This is a genomic window from Neisseria sp. SLRRB23, from assembly GCF_050896295.1.
Lineage (GTDB): Bacteria > Pseudomonadota > Gammaproteobacteria > Burkholderiales > Neisseriaceae > Neisseria.
This window is the reverse complement of sequence record NZ_JBPBFH010000009.1, coordinates 49,247-66,375: the sequence shown is the minus strand read 5'-3', so window position 1 is coordinate 66,375 and position 17,129 is coordinate 49,247. Positions and strand designations below refer to the sequence as shown.

The 17,129-nt window shown below is 51.8% G+C and carries 15 protein-coding genes and 1 pseudogene; 6 read left to right on the top strand and 10 right to left on the bottom strand.

What is annotated here, in order from left to right; translation table 11 throughout:
• A pseudogene (locus ACRPFF_RS03685) lies at positions 1–127 on the bottom strand (pseudouridine synthase); the annotation flags it as partial.
• 80 nt (positions 128–207) lie between these two features.
• Between ACRPFF_RS03685 and ACRPFF_RS03680 the strand changes: the two are divergent.
• The 6 genes from ACRPFF_RS03680 (at position 208) to ACRPFF_RS03655 (ending at position 5,833) form a co-directional block, all read left to right on the top strand.
• Positions 208–549 (top strand): hypothetical protein, encoded by a 342-nt coding sequence (locus tag ACRPFF_RS03680; protein ID WP_432673815.1) that lies wholly within the window; start codon positions 208–210, stop codon positions 547–549.
• Between the two features lie 15 nt (positions 550–564).
• Positions 565–930 carry a 50S ribosomal protein L19 gene (gene rplS / locus ACRPFF_RS03675; RefSeq protein WP_002217809.1) on the top strand — a complete coding sequence of 122 codons (366 nt, stop codon included), beginning with the start codon at positions 565–567 and terminating at the stop codon, positions 928–930.
• Positions 931–1,250: 320 nt separating this feature from the next.
• A complete protein-coding gene (locus tag ACRPFF_RS03670; RefSeq protein WP_411712550.1) occupies positions 1,251–1,976 on the top strand; it encodes a metal ABC transporter ATP-binding protein in 726 nt (241 codons plus the stop codon).
• A 23-nt stretch (positions 1,977–1,999) separates the two neighbouring features.
• Positions 2,000–2,875: a metal ABC transporter permease gene (locus ACRPFF_RS03665; protein ID WP_432673814.1), complete on the top strand. Its 876-nt coding sequence runs from the start codon at positions 2,000–2,002 to the stop codon at positions 2,873–2,875.
• Positions 2,876–2,951: 76 nt separating this feature from the next.
• Entirely contained in the window at positions 2,952–3,863 is a 912-nt protein-coding gene (locus tag ACRPFF_RS03660; RefSeq protein WP_432673813.1) for a metal ABC transporter substrate-binding protein, read from the top strand.
• Positions 3,864–4,171: 308 nt separating this feature from the next.
• Positions 4,172–5,833, top strand: a complete 1,662-nt coding sequence (locus ACRPFF_RS03655) for an electron transfer flavoprotein-ubiquinone oxidoreductase (RefSeq protein ID WP_432673812.1) — start codon at positions 4,172–4,174, stop codon at positions 5,831–5,833.
• Between the two features lie 238 nt (positions 5,834–6,071).
• Here the strand turns inward: ACRPFF_RS03655 and ACRPFF_RS03650 are convergent, their stop codons facing one another.
• The 9 genes from ACRPFF_RS03650 to ACRPFF_RS03610 all read right to left on the bottom strand — a co-directional run bounded on the left by ACRPFF_RS03650 (position 6,072) and on the right by ACRPFF_RS03610 (position 17,037).
• Complete coding sequence (locus ACRPFF_RS03650) at positions 6,072–6,566, bottom strand: nitrous oxide reductase accessory protein NosL (RefSeq protein ID WP_118784047.1); 495 nt, start codon at positions 6,564–6,566, stop codon at positions 6,072–6,074.
• Entirely contained in the window at positions 6,563–7,393 is an 831-nt protein-coding gene (locus ACRPFF_RS03645; protein ID WP_411712487.1) for an ABC transporter permease, read from the bottom strand. Before ACRPFF_RS03645 ends, ACRPFF_RS03650 begins: the two co-directional genes overlap by 4 nt.
• Positions 7,390–8,286 carry an ABC transporter ATP-binding protein gene (locus ACRPFF_RS03640; protein WP_432673819.1) on the bottom strand — a complete coding sequence of 299 codons (897 nt, stop codon included), beginning with the start codon at positions 8,284–8,286 and terminating at the stop codon, positions 7,390–7,392. Before ACRPFF_RS03640 ends, ACRPFF_RS03645 begins: the two co-directional genes overlap by 4 nt.
• A 57-nt stretch (positions 8,287–8,343) precedes the next feature.
• Positions 8,344–9,699: a nitrous oxide reductase family maturation protein NosD gene (locus ACRPFF_RS03635; RefSeq protein WP_432673811.1), complete on the bottom strand. Its 1,356-nt coding sequence runs from the start codon at positions 9,697–9,699 to the stop codon at positions 8,344–8,346.
• Between the two features lie 171 nt (positions 9,700–9,870).
• On the bottom strand, positions 9,871–11,832 hold the full coding sequence (nosZ, locus tag ACRPFF_RS03630) for a TAT-dependent nitrous-oxide reductase (protein ID WP_432673810.1): 1,962 nt from the start codon (positions 11,830–11,832) through the stop codon (positions 9,871–9,873).
• Between the two features lie 127 nt (positions 11,833–11,959).
• A complete protein-coding gene (locus ACRPFF_RS03625) occupies positions 11,960–14,266 on the bottom strand; it encodes a 4Fe-4S binding protein (RefSeq protein ID WP_432673809.1) in 2,307 nt (768 codons plus the stop codon).
• Positions 14,267–14,666: 400 nt separating this feature from the next.
• A complete protein-coding gene (gene hemA / locus ACRPFF_RS03620; RefSeq protein WP_002241216.1) occupies positions 14,667–15,914 on the bottom strand; it encodes a glutamyl-tRNA reductase in 1,248 nt (415 codons plus the stop codon).
• Between the two features lie 145 nt (positions 15,915–16,059).
• Positions 16,060–16,446: a glycine cleavage system protein GcvH gene (gene gcvH / locus ACRPFF_RS03615; RefSeq protein WP_308031404.1), complete on the bottom strand. Its 387-nt coding sequence runs from the start codon at positions 16,444–16,446 to the stop codon at positions 16,060–16,062.
• Between the two features lie 51 nt (positions 16,447–16,497).
• Positions 16,498–17,037, bottom strand: a complete 540-nt coding sequence (locus ACRPFF_RS03610) for a hypothetical protein (RefSeq protein ID WP_003693702.1) — start codon at positions 17,035–17,037, stop codon at positions 16,498–16,500.
• Positions 17,038–17,129 lie beyond the last annotated feature (92 nt).

Here is a 17,129-nt window from a genome sequence, read left to right as displayed (position 1 = left end):
ACTGGTGTTTCTTACCGGTATGCGGCGTAAGGCGGTAAAGGCTGAATTCCCCTCTGTTTTCAATCAGTTCGACCGTCGTATGTGCGTTTGGTTCGCCTTCCGCCTCTTGCGTCGTAAAAAATTTTTCCATGGCTTAACGGATACAGAAATATAGGGGACGGCGTAGCCGCCCAAATTGAGACCGCGCTTGGATTACCGCGCGGATGGGTGGATGGAAAAGACGAGCCGAATATACCTATTGATTCCATCAAATCAAACGCCACCGTTATCGGCACTGTTGACGCTTGGGATAGCAAAACCCCGTTATCCGATGATGATTGCGAAGTTCCATTTTATAAAGACGTTTGCTTGTCGGCGGGTAACGGCTTTTCAGATGAAATTGAAGACTACAACGGCTATAAACTGCGTTTCTCAAAATCAACCTTAAGACGGCACGGCATAAGCCCTGACGATGTTGTCTGCGTATCTGCCGACGGAGACAGTATGGAGCCAAAGGAATCCCGCCTCTTGGAAACTATCCGGCAAGAGCAACGGGAAATCCAATCATAATTTAGGAAAAAAACAATGAACCTGATTCAACAGCTCGAGCAAGAAGAAATTGCCCGCCTGAACAAAGAAATCCCCGAATTCGCACCGGGCGACACCGTAGTCGTATCCGTACGCGTCGTGGAGGGTACCCGCAGCCGTCTGCAAGCCTACGAAGGCGTTGTCATTGCACGCCGCAACCGTGGTCTGAACAGCAACTTTATCGTCCGTAAAATTTCCAGCGGCGAAGGTGTTGAACGTACTTTCCAACTGTACTCTCCGACCGTTGAGAAAATCGAAGTCAAACGCCGTGGCGATGTCCGCCGTGCCAAACTGTACTATCTGCGCGGTCTGACCGGCAAAGCTGCACGCATTAAAGAGAAATTGCCTGCACGCAAAGGTTGATTCAAACCGTTTTCCCCAGTGCCGTCTGAACCTTCAGACGGCATTTCTTATTGCCGCAACATCCGCAACGGAACAGCACCAAGAAGCACACCCCTTCCGGCACATCCCGAATCCCCGTCCGAACCGAACAAAATTTACAGACTAAACGTTATACAGTATCATATCTGCCATATAACGATAACCGCTTTGCCAACTTCCCTTTCAAAACCGCAAATCATCATGACACCTTCCCTTTTACTATCAGGATTGACTTTCCGCCTCATCCTTGCCCTGATTGCCGTAACCCTTATATGGGGAACTTACTTTTGGGCAATATCCGCATGAGCATCATTGTCGAAAACCTGACCGTCAGCTACCGCCGCCGTCCTGCCGTACACCACGTTGACATTACTTTTGAAGAACATAGTATGTGGGCGGTTTTCGGACCGAACGGCGCAGGGAAATCTACCTTTCTTAAATCCTTGATGGGATTGCAGCCTATCGATACGGGCAGCATCCGGCTGGACGGATTGACCCGTCAAAACATTGCCTACCTCCCCCAACAATCCGACATCGACCGTTCCCAGCCTATGACCGTTTTCGACTTGGCGGCAATGGGGCTGTGGTATGAAATCGGTTTTTTCAAAGGGATAAATACCGCTCAAAAACAACGCGTTCACGAAGCCTTGGAGCGCGTCGGAATGCAACGGTTTGCCGACCGTCAGATTGCCTATCTCTCAAACGGACAATTCCAGCGTGTCCTTTTTGCCCGAATGCTGGTTCAAAACGCCAAATTCCTACTTCTGGACGAACCCTTCAATGCCGTTGATGCACGGACAACCTACGAGCTTCTCGACGTGTTGCAAAAATGCCATTGCAACGGACACGCTATCATTGCCGTTTTGCACGATTACGAACAAGTCCGTGCCTACTTTCCTAACACTATGCTGCTTGCACGTGAAAAAATTGCGGCAGGTGCAACCGAGACCATTCTGACAGAACCCTACCTCGCTCAAGCCAACGCCAAAATGCAGCAACAGGAAAGCCCCGAGTGGTGCGCGTCATAAATGCCGTCTGAAACCGAAAAACCATGAACCTCTACGACCTGCTCCTTGCCCCCTTTGCAGAATTCGACTTCATGCACTACGCCCTCGCATCCGTCTTCTGCCTGTCCCTCAGCGCCGCACCCGTCGGCGTATTCCTCGTCATGCGCCGTATGAGCCTGATAGGCGACGCATTGAGCCACGCCGTCCTGCCCGGTGCCGCCGTCGGCTACATGTTTGCCGGCTTGAGCCTGCCCGCCATGGGTTTGGGCGGCGTAGCCGCAGGCATGCTGATGGCACTGCTTGCCGGACTCGTCAGCCGCTTCACCGCCCTGAAAGAAGATGCCAACTTTGCCGCCTTTTATCTCAGCAGCCTCGCCATAGGCGTAGTCCTCGTCAGCAAAAACGGTAGCAGCGTCGATCTGCTGCATCTGCTTTTCGGCTCCGTACTTGCCGTCGACATCCCCGCCCTGCAGCTCATCGCCGCCGTATCCACCCTCACACTGCTTACCCTTGCCGTCATCTACCGCCCGCTCGTACTCGAAAGCATCGACCCCCTGTTTCTCAAATCCGTCGGCGGCAAAGGCGGGCTTTGGCACGTCCTCTTTCTCGTCCTGGTCGTCATGAACCTCGTATCCGGCTTTCAAGCCCTTGGCACACTCATGTCCGTCGGACTCATGATGCTGCCAGCCATTACCGCCCGCCTGTGGGCGAAGCATATGGGCGCACTCATCCTCCTATCCGTTCTGACAGCCCTGCTGTGCGGCTTGAGCGGACTGCTCATTTCCTACCACATCGAAATCCCTTCCGGTCCCGCCATCATCCTCTGTTGCAGCGTCCTTTATCTCTTTTCCGTCATACTCGGCAAAGAAGGCGGCATCTTGCCCAAATGGCTCAAAAACCACCGCCACCATACCACCTGACACGACAGGCCGCTTGAACAAACAGGCGGCTTGTTTTACCATAACAGATGTTACGTTATATCACAGGAGAACAATTATGAAACACCCCAAACTCACCCTAATCGCCGCATTACTGACCACTGCCGCAACTGCCGCCCCCCTTCCGGTTGTAACCAGTTTCAGCATTTTAGGCGACGTTGCCAAGCAAATCGGCGGAGAGCGCGTATCCATACAAAGTTTGGTCGGAGCCAACCAAGATACGCACGCCTATCACATGACCAGTGGCGACATTAAAAAAATCCGCAGTGCAAAACTCGTCCTGCTCAACGGCTTGGGACTTGAAGCCGCCGACATCCAACGCGCCGTCAAACAGAGCAAAGTATCCTATGCCGAAGCGACCAAAGGCATCCAACCCCTCAAAGCCGAAGAAGAAGGCGGACACCATCACGACCACGATCATGACCACGAAGGACACCACCACGATCACGGCGAATATGACCCCCACGTCTGGAACGACCCTGTGCTTATGTCCGACTATGCCCAAAACGTCGCTGAAGCCCTGATAAAGGCCGATCCCGAAGGCAAAGTTTATTATCAACAACGCTTGGGCAACTACCAAATGCAGCTCAAAAAACTGCACAGCGACGCACAAGCCGCATTTAATGCCGTCCCTGCCGCCAAACGCAAAGTCCTGACCGGGCACGATGCCTTTTCCTATATGGGCAAACGTTACCATATCGAATTCATCGCCCCGCAAGGCGTGAGCAGCGAAGCCGAGCCTTCAGCCAAACAAGTCGCCGCCATCATCCGACAAATCAAACGCGAAGGCATCAAAGCCGTATTTACCGAAAATATCAAAGACACCCGTATGGTTGACCGCATCGCCAAAGAGACCGGCATCAACGTCAGCGGCAAACTCTACTCTGACGCACTCGGCAGCGCGCCCGCAGACACCTACATCGGCATGTACCGCCACAATATCAAGGCAATGAGCGAAGCGATGAAATAACCCTCCAACCCGAATGCCGTCTGAAATCCTTCAGACGGCATTTTGACATCAATACACAAACCGACTGCCTCCAAAACGCCGCCGTTTTTTAATCCAATCTGACAAAATCAGCAAAATATCCCGCTACCTTCCCAATCCGAAAAGTATGGATGCAAACCGCCAATAAAAAATATTCCTGCCCATATGGGGGCAAATGCCGTCTGAATGCCTGAGAAGCTATTTCAGACGGCATTGTTTTATTTGGTAAGCGACTGTCTGCGTTGTATAATTGCCCGTTTTATAATCGATAATAAACAATAGGAACCGCCATGACAGAATCCATCACCCGCGACAGTATGCAATACGATGTCGTGATTGTTGGCGCAGGCCCGTCGGGTTTGTCCGCCGCCATCAAACTCAAGCAGCTTGCCGAACAGAACGGGCGCGAAATCAGCGTTTGCGTGGTGGAGAAAGGTTCTGAAGCAGGTGCGCATTCGCTGGCGGGTGCGGTTATCGATCCGATTGCGCTGAATGAGCTGATTCCCGACTGGAAAGAAAAAGGCGCGCCGCTGACGCGCACGGTAACTCAGGACAAGGTGTTGTTCCTGACGGAGAAAAAAGCGTTCAACCTGCCCGTTACCCCCAATTTTGACAATCATGGCAACTACATCGTCAGCTTGGGCGAAGTCGTGCGCTGGTTGGCGGAGCAGGCGGAAAATATGGGCGTGGAAATCTATCCGGGCTTTGCCGCCGCCGAAGTGCTGTATCACGAAGACGGTTCGGTCAAAGGCATTGCGACCGGCAATATGGGCGTGGGCAAAAACGGCGAGCCGACCGATTCATTCCAGCCCGGCATGGAGCTTTGGGCGCGGCAAACCCTGTTTGCCGAGGGCTGCCGAGGTTCGCTTTCCAAGCAAATCATCGAACGCTTCAAACTCGACCAAAACAGCCGGCCGCAAACTTACGGCTTGGGCATTAAAGAAGTTTGGGAAGTGCCGTCTGAAAAACATCAGCCCGGCTTGGTGGTGCACAGCGCGGGCTGGCCGCTGGACAGCAAAACCTACGGCGGCGCGTTTGTTTACCATTTCGACGACAACAAAGTTGCCGTCGGTTTCGTAGTTGGTTTGGACTATCAAAACCCTTATCTGTCGCCGTTTGAAGAGTTCCAACGCTTCAAAACCCATCCCGAAATCCGTAAAACCTTCGAAGGCGGCCGCCGCATTGCTTACGGCGCGCGTTCGCTGATTGAAGGCGGTTTACAAAGCCTGCCGAAACTCTCGTTCAAAGGCGGCGTTTTAATCGGCGACGCGGCGGGCTTCCTCAATATGCCGCGCATCAAAGGCATTCATACCGCGATGAAATCAGCCATGCTCGCCGCCGAAGCCGTTTTCCCCTTGTTGGAAAACCTTGAAGAAGTGGAAAACTTCGACAGCGGCAAAGAAGTGGAAAACTATCAAAAACTGTTTGAACAAAGCTGGCTGTATCAAGAGATTTACGCCGCACGCAACGTCCGTCCGTCATTCAAATGGGGCGTTTACCTCGGCTCGCTTTATACCGGCATCGACCAGATGATTTTCAGAGGCAAAGCCCCGTGGACCTTGAAACATCACGGCAAAGACAACGAGCAGCTCAAAAAAGCCGCCGCGTGCAAACCGATTGATTATCCGAAACCCGACGGCGTGTTGACCTTCGACCGCTTAAGCAGCGTCTTCCTTGCCAATCTCGCGCACGAAGAAAACCAGCCCGACCATTTGGTGCTGAACAATCCGCAAACGATGATAGACGTGAACTACAAAGAATACGCCTCGCCCGAAACGCGCTATTGTCCGGCGGGTGTGTATGAAATCGTTGAAGAAAACGGCAGTCCGCGCCTGCAAATCAACGCCGCCAACTGCGTTCACTGCAAAACGTGCGACATCAAAGACCCGACGCAAAACATCACTTGGATTTGCCCCGAAGGCGCGAGCGGGCCGAATTACGGCGGGATGTAAACCTCATTCCGCCGTTACGCCCAGTCAGGAATAAGGAATGGGGCAGTTGTTCAAACCTGCCCCGTTTGAACCCATAATATAGTGGATTAAACTTAAATCAGGACAAGGCGACGAAGCCGCAGACAGTACAAATAGTACGGCAAGGCGAGGCAACGCTGTACTGGTTTAAATTTAATCCACTATAAAAAATGCCGTCTGAACCTTGGCTTCAACGTTCAGACGGCATTTTTGTTTGGATTTATTTGAAAATATAGGTATCAGGCATATCGTCGAAACTGACAACCTTACCGCCTTTATCCTTTGCAAATTTCTCAGCCTGCTCCTTGTTGCCGAACGGCAGCGCGTCTTCCGCACCCATACCGCCGATAAAGCCGCTGTCAATGACGTAAAAGGCTTTTTTCGCATCTATCCACTTCGTATCGGCATTGGGATTTGTCCAATCGGTAACATTACCCATATCGGTAACGTAAATCACGCGGATGCCTTTAGGCTCTTCGGGCAGCTTGGTATAGCCGAACATCTGCTTGATGGTGGAGAACCAAACGGGCTGGTCAGGTTTGCCGTTCAAAAAAATCTGGGCTTTGGGGCCGTTGTGTTCGGTCAGATTCATACTGCAATAGTGTCCGACCGAACGATCGCTAATCTGCTGAGGTAAGGGAGGCGCCGCCTCTTCCGCCTGCTGGCAGGCACTTAAGGCAAAAACGGCAACAATTGCCAACAGGGTTTTCTTCATATTTGTCGCTTTCTAAAAATTCCGGCTGCCAAGATAAGCGGAATGATAACCCATAAAACCTGCGCGGTCAGCAAAATGGGGACGGTCAGGCTGATTTGTCCGCTCAAACCCGCCATACCTGCATACATAGCCGTATTTTCGTAACCGGTCAGGTTGAGCAGGCGGTAAATGTCGGTGGGATTGAACAGCAGCACCGTTTCAACGACGGGCGCGGTAATGACCTGTTTCGAGTCGGCAACCAGAATACCCAAAAGCGCCATATCGAAGATGACGACGAAAAACAACCACACGCCGATGGAAATACCGGCCGCCGTCCCCCGCTCTTTGACTTTCGCACTAATCAAGTAGCCCATAGACAGAAAAGCCGCACCGAGGATAACGCTGGCGGCAATCAACAATGCAAAGGGTTTCCAAGCGGCGATGTCGAAACTGCCGTTGGCAAGTTGCAGCGTAATGCCTGCCAATCCGTAGCCTGCCGTGGTGGCGAGGGCGAGGATGATGAGGTGTCCGACAAACTTGCCGGCAAGGATTTGGTTGCGCGAAATGGGATAACTCAACAGCAACGCCATCGTACCGCGCTCGATTTCCCCAATCAGTGCATCGTAGGAAAGCAGCATCGCAATCAGCGGAATCAGGAAAATAGACAGGCTCGACAGGCTGACGACGGTAACGGTCAGCGGATCGACCTTGACCGAGCCGGTGGGAGAGCTGCCGAGAAAACCTAAAGAAAGGGCAAGTGCGGCAAGCAAGAGTGCGGCGGCAAGCACCCAGCGGTTACGCAGGCTGTCGCGGACTTCTTTGCCGGTAATAATCCAAACAGGGTTCATACGTCCTCCCTTTTCAAGAACTGTGCATACATTTCGTCAAGCGTCGGCGTGTGGATGTCGAGATAGGCAAGGTCGGACAGGCTGCCCAATTCGCCCAAAAGATTCATACGTTCTTCCGCCTGACATTGCGCCCGGTAGGAAATGCCGTCTGAAAGCGGCTGCCAGCGGCTGCTGAGGGTGCGCGGTGCATTGAGGCGGATATTGACGGTCAGCGGCAGCCCGCTTTGGACGTGCAATTCGTCCATACTACCATCGGCAACCTTAACGCCGTTTTTCATCACGATAATGCGGTCGGCGTGTCCGTCCAACTCGGCAAGGGCGTGGGTGCTGAGCAATACGGTCGCGCCGCGCCCGTTGAGTTCGCGCACGACTTCGTAAAACATTTGTCGTGATGCAGGGTCGAGGCCGGTTGTCGGTTCGTCAAACAGCAGGACTTTGGGCTCGCCCAGCAGGGCTTGTGCCAGAGCAAGGCGTTGCCTCATCCCTTTCGAGTAGGTGCCGACGCGGCGGTGTGCGGCTTGGGAAATGCCGACGCGCTCAAGCAGCCCTCGGTTCTGCGTGAGCGGCTGTTTTTTAAGTTTCGCGTAAAAGTCCAGCGTTTCGATGCCGGTCAGCGAAGAGTGCAGCGCAACGGTTTCGGGCAGGTAGCCGATTTGGCTGCGAAGCCGCGCCCCCGCTTTGCTGCCGGTACGTTCGCCCAAAAGCATCACTTCGCCTTCGGTCGGGGTAATCAGCCCGAGTATCAGCTTCATAATGGTGGATTTACCCGCGCCGTTGTGTCCGGCAAGCCCGACGCTTTCTCCGGCCTTCAAAACCAAATCAACTTGGTTGACCGCTTTTTGCGCCCCAAACCGTTTGGTTACATTCCTCAATTCGACATGATGTGTGGTCATGGTTGTTCCTTTTGTGTTTTCAGACGGCATTTGAATCCGAATGCCGTCTGAAGCAGACTAGTTCAGAGAACCGTTTTCCGCCCTGCCCCATTCCGACTGCCGCGTTTCGGCTTCTTTGAGCAACTCGTCCTTCATCGCCTGATAGCGTGTTTGGATTTTGGGGGCATAAGGCTTCATCAGCGGTTTGCTGTCCACCACGCCTCCGGGCAAAACGGCGGGAAACTGCGCCTGCGCCCATTTGACGATGCTGATTGCAGGACTATTCATCAGAAGACGTGCAACCGGTGCGCGCCAGATGATTTGGTCGATAATGCCGTTGGGGCGGTACGCACTGTCGCCAAAGCCGTCGCCGTCAAGATCAAATGCACTGTTGTCGCTCCAGTAGTTGCCGTGTCCGCCCTCACTCCAGTCGAGAAAACGCGTGCTGACATATTTGACCTGACTTTCGTTATTGACAAAGGAATTGTCATGCAGGGTCGTACCTTCGATGGCGGCGGTAAAGTGTATGCCGATTTGACAGTTTTCAAAATGATTGGCGAAAAGTTTATCGTAGTTGGCATTGTAGGCAAATACGCACTTGCCCGCCTTGTTGATAATGTTGTCGTGAATATCGGAATAGTTGACATAGTTGAGCATAATGCCCTGGTCGCGGCTGCCGACGGCAATATTGTCGAACACTTTGAGCCGTTCGGAAAACATCAGCACATAGCCCATATTGTTGCCCACGGAAATATTGCCGCTGACTTCGCTGTCGTTGGTGTACATATAGTGGACGGCGAAACGCAAATCGCTGAAGCGGTTGTTTTTATAGGTATTGTATGTACTGGTATTGGAAAAAATGCCGTCCCGCCCTTTGGAAATGTCGTTGCCGACGACCTGCGCGCCGGGNGCGTTCCAAACGGTAACGCCATTGCCGCGCTCATTCACGCGCAAGGTCGCATCGCCGACGATTTTATTCTCGCGCACCATCGCATCGGCAGAACCATGAAGGTATACGCCGAACGAATTATCAAAAATATTGTTGTGTTCAACCAGGGCGCGCGGGGCGGCTTTTTCGAGATAAATACCGGCATCCATTGCTGGCAGGCTCATACCGGAACGGGTAACGGTCAGGTTGCGGAGCGTTACGTCCGGCGCATGCACAGCTATCGTACGACCGCTCCTGTCCCCTTCCACGGTTGCGGAACGGTCGGCAGGCCCTTCAATCGTAATCGGTTTGTCAATATGAAGTTTGGTTTTATATACGCCGGAAGCAAGTTTAAGTGTATCGCCCGCATGGGCACGGGCAAAAATTTCGGCAAGATTGTCTTGCGGGGAAACATGGACGACGGCTGCCGATGCTGTCTGAAAAATACTGCCGCTGGCAAGTATCAGCACGGCCATCAGCCATGTACGGAGTACGGATGTGTGCATGGTGTTCCTCTGTTTCGTTCGGTATGGCAAAACAAAATGAAACATGATTCAAATGGATCTATTTTTATAGCGAAACCGTCTGGATGTATACCTCAAACGGTTTGGCTATAAATGCCGTCTGAAAACCGGTTGTCTTCAGACGGCATTCTCTATATCAAGCTATCATGCTCATTATTTGGGATGAACAATCATCTGACCGGACATTTCCATGTGCAATGCATGGCAGAACCATTGGCAGTAGTACCAGTGTACGCCCGGACGGACAGCTTTAAAGGTTACGGAAGAAGTGGCTTGCGGACCAATCTCCATAGCAATACCGTAGCCTTCCAAAGTGAAGCCGTGAGTCAAGTCCTCGATGGTCTCGACGTTGGTTACGTATACGGTTACTTCGTCGCCTTGGTTCACTTCAAATTGAGGGATGCTGTAAGCAGGCGCAACGGCAGTCATGTACACGCGTACTTTGTTGCCTTCGCGTACAACTTTGGCGGCTTTTTCCAGCTCGACGCCGTCTTTTTTCGCCTGTTCCAAAGCATCCTGCCAGAACCATGGGTCTTTGCGGTCCCAAGTTTTGCTCGGATTGAGTTTGGCTGCAGAAACCAGACAGAAGTCATGCGGTTCGGCAAAAGTCGGATTATCGTGTACCAAACGCATTTCGTCGCCGGAGATGTCGATCAATTGGTCACACTCGGGTTTCAAAGGACCAGCATTCAAGAAGCGGTCTTTAGAGAATTTGTTCAAAGACACCAGCCATTGACCGTCGGCTTCTTTGGTCTCGCCCATGGTCGTATGGTTGTGACCTGGTTGATAGTGAACGTCGAGTTTTTGTTTGATCGGATCGATTTTCTCGCCTTTGTAGGCTTTGATCGCATCGTCAATATTCCATTTCACCATTTGGCTGTCGATAAACAATGTCGTATAAGCATTGCCGCGACCGTCAAATGCAGTGTGTAATGGGCCGAGACCCAGTTGCGGTTCGGCTACGACCACATCGCGCTCTTTGATTTTGCCTGCAAACAAATCGTCCAGTTTGCTGACATCCAATACGGTAACGGTTGGAGACAGTTTACCGTTGAGCATGATGTATTTACCGTCAGGGCTTGCGTTACAGCCGTGAGGAGAGTTCGGCACAGGGATATAACGCGTGTATTTGGATTTGGCTTCAGCGCGACCGTCCAGCATTTTCACACCGTTAACTTCTTTGAAGTCGCCCGCTTTGATGCCTTCTTCGATGGCTTTCAGGTCGAAAACGACGCACCAGTCCTGCTCGTTGGAAGACGCACCTTGTACGGTCAGCGCGCGCTCGGAGTTGTAGCAGGTGGCAAAAGAATATTTGCCTTGATAGTCGGCATCGCCGTTGTCCAGGTTACCGTCAACCAATACTTGCCATGCGATCTCCATGGTTTCGCCGTCAATGGCGGTGTACACGGCATTCCAGGTTTTTGCATCATCCAGTTTGCCTACGCCGCTAACAGGAGTAATGTGTTCGCCGTTGGCAAAGACATAACCGGTTTTCGGATAACGTTGCGGACGCAGACCGTGAATACCTGAGGCATTAGGGATGTCGATGATTTTGTCGGCCTTCATCACATCCAGACGCACGCGGCAGACGCGGTTGTTTGCCTTGTCGTTGGCATAGGCATAGCGGCCGTCATAAGTTTGGTCGGTAAACGACAAGTGCGGGTGGTGAAGGTCGCCGTTGGGATAGCAGCGCAGGCCGCTGTCTTGTAAGAATTTACGGGTTTCTTCGGTAATATTGCCGTTGAGGACTTTCAAGCTCTCATTGGTACGTCCCCAACCGGTCGCGCTGTCCATATTGAACACGGGGATACGCATCAATTCGCGCATGGAAGGCAGACCAATCAGGCGCATCTCGCCGGACTGACCGCCGGAAAGGAAGCCGTAATATTGGTCGAGTTCGCCCGGACCGACTTCGGAAGACAGTTGACCTGGTTTGGCTTCACCATGCTCCTTGGCGGCAGGGGCGGCACCAGAAGCGGCAGCCTGTTCGCCGTCTTTAGAGCAACCCGCCAAACCTAACAGGCCCGCACCGGCAATACCTGCACCGGAAGCAGCGGCCGTACCTAAGAATGAACGACGGCTCAAGCCGTTTTGTTCTAATTTTTCGTCTGACATACAACACTCCTTGGATAAAATACGGCAAACCGGTTTTCAGACGGCAAGCCGATGGGAAAAAATTTTATTATCCTTCCGGGGAAACCCTGCCTGCCTGACACCTTGGCTTCAGGCTTCCCCCGGATGCTTATTTTTCAGATTGCGCCGTTTCGGGTTTGACAAAATGGACAACCTGTTCCTGCGACTGCTTGGAGACACTTTCCAATTCCCCTGATTTTGCAGCAGCCTGTTTTTGTTTTTTCTTATTCACTGCCACAACTTGCGGACAGCGCGTATCGTGGTGGTACATGACTTGGCAATGCAGACACTGGATACATTCGTTCGGATGGATATCTCCCTCCGGGGCAATCGCTTGTACAGGGCATTCATGTGTACAAATTTGGCAGGGATTACCGCACATTTTATAACGTCTCAGCCAATCAAACACGCGGAATCTGCCCGGCAACGCGATACCGGCTCCCAACGGACACAGATAACGGCAGAAGAAACGTTCGATAAACAGCCCTGCAACCAGAAGAGCAACGGCAAATGCGACAAACCACCACTCGCGTACAAATTTCAAGATAATCGCCGTTTTGAACGGTTCGACTTCTGCAAATTTTTCCGCCGTACCCAAATCATACAGGGAGATTGCCAAGAGCCCGAAGAAAATCAGGTACTTGATAACGCTCAAGCGGGTATGCAGCATATGCGGCACGGTAATCTGTTTCACACCCAGTTTTTTGGCAATCCGGTTAGTCAATTCCTGTAATGAGCCGAACGGACACAACCAACCGCAAAACGTTCCCCTGTTCCACAGCAGCATGGTTGCAGCCGTGAACAGCCAAAGTATGAACACAATCGGATCCATCAGGAAGAATTCCCAATGAAATTCGGTAAGGATGGCGGAAAACAGCGTCAGCGTATTGACGACCGAAAGCTGTGCCTGCGCATACCAGCCGATATAGAAGAGCGTGAAGGTCAAAAAGGCAAGGCGGAAGCGGTCGTACCATTTTTCGTAACGCACAATCCAGTCTTGGAACAAAAACACCAGTAACAATATGGTCAGTGCAATGCCGACAACGACAATCTGCCCCTGTTTCGCTTTCCAAATCTGTTTCCATAATTGATTGGATACACCGTTTTCAGCTGACGCATCTTCGGCAATACCGTCTGAAGCGGTATCGGATGCCGCGGCAGGTGCGGCTTCGACAGGCGCGCTGATTTCTACGGGCGGCGCTTTAGGATCATCGACATAATAACCCTGAGGCAATTCGTAATCCAAATCGGCGGTAACGAAGGCTTTATCGTTCACGCTCAATACGCGCTGAACCATTAATTGCAGACGCCACGGCTCCGCACCGTCAAACTCTACGCCTTCAGGGATGGTAAACCAAGAAACTTCTTTAAAACGCGGCGAACCGGCGGCAGACAGTGCGACGACGCGTTCATGTTGGGCATCAGTAAAACGGAAGCTGTTCTCCCCCTGTATCATCTCGATACGGTCGAAAATACCGCCGCGCACATATCCCGAACCTTTCCAAGAATAACGGCCCTCTCCGGCAACCAAAACCGCCTGCTGCCCGGGTTTCAGCCGTTTTTGCAGATGTGCCCAGCCGTCCTCACCCAGCAAGCTTTTACCGATGGAAGGCTGGCTGACCAAGGCAACATACAAATCAATAAAGGTATCGTCAGGATCGCCCTGTTCGGCGTGATCGGCCACGCCGGCCTTGCCGCCTTTCTCAAACAGTTTGTTGATTTGATCGAGCGTGATATGCAGATGACCGACGGCCTTTTGTTTCAAAAGTTCGTCCCAAGACAAAATATCCTGCTTGTCGGGATTTGCCATACGGCGCGGACGGGTTTCTGCCACAGGCGCGGCTTCCTGAACATCGGAAGCGGATGCCGTCTGAAGAGCCTTGTCCGAACCCAGACGGTATTGGTTGGCAATGACCTTGTACGAACGCTGGATGCTGTCGTTAATCACCATCAGCGTAACAGTCGCACCACTGATAATGTCGCCCGGCGCCACGCCCGGAGTCGGCGGATTTTTAATAAAGTTCAGACCGATATATTTGTCGATGAATTTATCGACACGCGACTGCGGAATACCGATCAGCATAATCGGCTCGTGATGATCGACCAGTTTCGCCCCGGCTATCGTGCCGTCGTTTGCCAACGCCATCAGCGTATCAATCGGCTTACTCGAATAACCGCGCGTATTAACCACATCGGTTGTAATATAGACCAGACCGAGCTGCTCGTCGCCTTTGTAAACGCGGGCGACCATGGGCTTACCTTCCGGTTTGCCGTAACGGTCCGCCCCCGGAAAAATTTCCGAAGGCTGTATTTTCGCCAGAAAATCAGGCAGACGCTCCGCATAAGCGGGCAGTGCCGCCGTCAAAAAGACAAAAGCGGCAAAAAACGCCGTTATCCGCGCCCGAAACGCAGACATACGCCGGATTGAAAAACAGGACATAGCTATCCCCGATATACCGATACTCTTTAATATTGATATTATATGAATCATCTATCGGCGATTTTTTGATGCAAATCAAATTTACAAATCTTAAAACCAATCTGCATACGGGATAATACTTTGTAATTACATCGATATATAGTGGATTAACAAAAATCAGGACAAGGCGACGAAGCCGCAGACAGTACAAATAGTACGGAACCGATTCACTTGGTGCTTCAGCACCTTAGAGAATCGTTCTCTTTGAGCTAAGGCGAGGCAACGCCGTACTAGTTTTTGTTAATCCACTATAATGTGGGATTTCACGATGTTGTCAGACAGCACAAAAATATGCCGTCTGAAACCCCTTCAGACGGCATCCTTTTCCGGCGCACCGTTATTTGTCCAAATGATAAATCTGCGCGACGGCATGAACCAAATCTTTATCTTCTTCCCCCGCCTTATTCAAGGTTTGAGTTGGCGAATGCAGCAGCTTGTTGGTCAGTTGGACGGACAGCCGTTCCAAAACCTCTTCTGCCGTTGCGCCTTTGGCAAGCTGTTTCATCGCATTTTCCAACACCTGCTTGCGCGCTTTCTCGCCCTCGTCCCGCAAGGCTTTAATCAAGGGGACGCTCTGCCTGCCCTGCTGCTGCCTGACAAATTCGGCAACCTTCTCGGACACCAGCGTTTCGGCGGCGGCGGCGGCCTTCTGCCTTGCCTCCTTACCGCTTTGGACGATATTGACCATATCGTCCACCGTATAAAGATAGGCATCATTCAAATCGCCGACTTCCGCCTCAATGTCGCGCGGCACTGCCAAATCAAGCATGAACAACGGCATACTCTGCCTTTGTTTCAATGCACGCTCCACCATGCCTTTGCCGACAATGGGCAACTGGCTCGCCGTCGAAGAAACCACCACGTCGTAATCGTGCAGAATGGCAGGCAGATCGGACAGCAGGCACGGTTCGGCGTTGACACCGAGCTTGTCGCACAACTCCTGGGCACGCGCCAACGTCCGGTTGGCAACCGTCATCAATCTGGGGTTTTTAGCAGCAAAATAAGTAGCAACCAACTCAATCATCTCACCCGCACCGATAAACAAGACATTCAAATCGCCGATGTCGGGAAAAATCTGCTCTGCCAACTTGACGGAAGCGGAAGCCATGGAAACCGAGTTTTCGCCGACGGCAGTATCGGTACGGACCTCTTTAGCAACAGAAAAGGTTTTTTGGAACAAGGCATTGAGTTTCTTACCCATACTTTCCTGCTCTTGAGCAACCCTGACGGCATCCTTAATCTGTCCTAAAATCTGCGGCTCGCCCAACACCATCGAATCCAAGCCGCAGGCAACGCGGAAAGCATGGCGCACAGTCTCCTGCATCCCCAAAGTATAAAGGTAGGGGCTGATTTCTTCTATGGGAAGGCTGTGGTAGTCTGCGAGCCAACGGATGATTTCTTCCGAATCGCCGACACAGTAAAGCTCGGTGCGGTTGCAGGTAGAAAGGATTACCGCCTCCGTTGCCGCATTGCTTCGGGCAAGATTGCGGACGGCTTCGGGCAGGCAGGCAGCGGCAAACGCCAGCTTTTCCCGTATGCTTAAAGGTGCGGTTTGATGATTGAGTCCGACAGCGGTAAGTTGCATGAAAAAATCGGTAAAGATGAATATAGGCCGTTATTATAGCCTAACTGACCTTGAAGACACAGACAAAAACTGCACTTCCAAACGCATCCTTGCCGTCTGAAAGTGCAGTTCCTTAAATAAGGCATCCTATTATCAAGATAGGAATTTAATCTACTTCGCCCGCGTATTGTTCGGCAGTCAGCAGACCGTCGTAATCGGCAGGATTGGCAGGTTTGATTTTGAAGAACCAGCCTGCGCCGTAAGGATCGCTGTTGGCAGTTTCCGGTGCGCTGGGCAAGTCATCGTTGACGGCAACGACTTCGCCCGCAATCGGCGCGTACACGTCAGATGCAGCTTTTACAGACTCAACCACACCGGCTTGCTCTTCAGCGGCAAAGTTCGCGCCGACTTCGGGCAGCTCGACAAACACGATGTCGCCCAACAGCTCTTGCGCGTGGTGGGTAATGCCGACGGTGATGGTACCGTCTTCTTCAAGGCGCAGCCATTCGTGGCTGGCAACGTATTTCAGTTCTGCTGGGATGTTGTTGCTCATGGTTTGATTCTCCATTGGTAGGGGGTTATTTTCAGACGGCATCTGCACAACTTAGCGTACGCAGATACCTCGTGCGATTAATTCTTCCAAGCGTCCATAATGGACGGCAATCATATTGTTTTTATCTTGTTCCAATTCTTGCTTTTGGGCGGAAGGCAGTTTAGAGGATGCAGAATAATCCAAATATGCTTCGTTTATCTTGCGCTTGTTACTTGCCATTACGCCGCTTGCACGGAATACAACGATTTCTTGTTTGGACCTCATATTGTCTGCAACGGCAACCTTCAGGCCTTTGCTGCGGTAATCCGCACAAATGCCTGTAACAGCCGATACTTTATCCACTTCAACTGTACCCGCATAACGGCTGAACGCAATCAGGGTAAATGATTTCGCTTGCGACAATGCTTCCAGGTCGGAAGCACGGCTTCTACCCTTATTATCTTGCACGGCAATACTCAAATCATCATTCATGCGGACAATATCAAGAGCATATTCCCCGTCTATCACCACCTCGCCGGCAATCTTTCCATTGCCGCCAACGATTTTCATAAATATTGCAGTATGGGATTTTCCTTCTGTATCGAAAAACATCAATCCGCGCTCGTCGGCAGACGAAGCGCAAGCCGATAACATCAATAACAACAATAAACTGCCAAAGTTTGCTTTCATAGGAAACAACAATT

What these genes read in the sequence shown, in the direction of transcription:
- ACRPFF_RS03670 (WP_411712550.1), top strand. Translation starts at nt 1,251, where the DNA reads ATGAGCATCATTGTCGAAAACCTGACCGTCAGCTACCGCCGCCGTCCT.
- ACRPFF_RS03660 (WP_432673813.1), top strand. Translation starts at nt 2,952, where the DNA reads ATGAAACACCCCAAACTCACCCTAATCGCCGCATTACTGACCACTGCC.
- ACRPFF_RS03625 (WP_432673809.1), bottom strand. Translation starts at nt 14,266, where the DNA reads ATGTCTGCGTTTCGGGCGCGGATAACGGCGTTTTTTGCCGCTTTTGTC.
- rplS (WP_002217809.1), top strand. Translation starts at nt 565, where the DNA reads ATGAACCTGATTCAACAGCTCGAGCAAGAAGAAATTGCCCGCCTGAAC.
- hemA (WP_002241216.1), bottom strand. Translation starts at nt 15,914, where the DNA reads ATGCAACTTACCGCTGTCGGACTCAATCATCAAACCGCACCTTTAAGC.
- ACRPFF_RS03610 (WP_003693702.1), bottom strand. Translation starts at nt 17,037, where the DNA reads ATGTTTTTCGATACAGAAGGAAAATCCCATACTGCAATATTTATGAAA.
- ACRPFF_RS03645 (WP_411712487.1), bottom strand. Translation starts at nt 7,393, where the DNA reads ATGAACCCTGTTTGGATTATTACCGGCAAAGAAGTCCGCGACAGCCTG.
- ACRPFF_RS03650 (WP_118784047.1), bottom strand. Translation starts at nt 6,566, where the DNA reads ATGAAGAAAACCCTGTTGGCAATTGTTGCCGTTTTTGCCTTAAGTGCC.
- gcvH (WP_308031404.1), bottom strand. Translation starts at nt 16,446, where the DNA reads ATGAGCAACAACATCCCAGCAGAACTGAAATACGTTGCCAGCCACGAA.
- ACRPFF_RS03665 (WP_432673814.1), top strand. Translation starts at nt 2,000, where the DNA reads ATGAACCTCTACGACCTGCTCCTTGCCCCCTTTGCAGAATTCGACTTC.
- ACRPFF_RS03655 (WP_432673812.1), top strand. Translation starts at nt 4,172, where the DNA reads ATGACAGAATCCATCACCCGCGACAGTATGCAATACGATGTCGTGATT.
- nosZ (WP_432673810.1), bottom strand. Translation starts at nt 11,832, where the DNA reads ATGTCAGACGAAAAATTAGAACAAAACGGCTTGAGCCGTCGTTCATTC.
- ACRPFF_RS03640 (WP_432673819.1), bottom strand. Translation starts at nt 8,286, where the DNA reads ATGACCACACATCATGTCGAATTGAGGAATGTAACCAAACGGTTTGGG.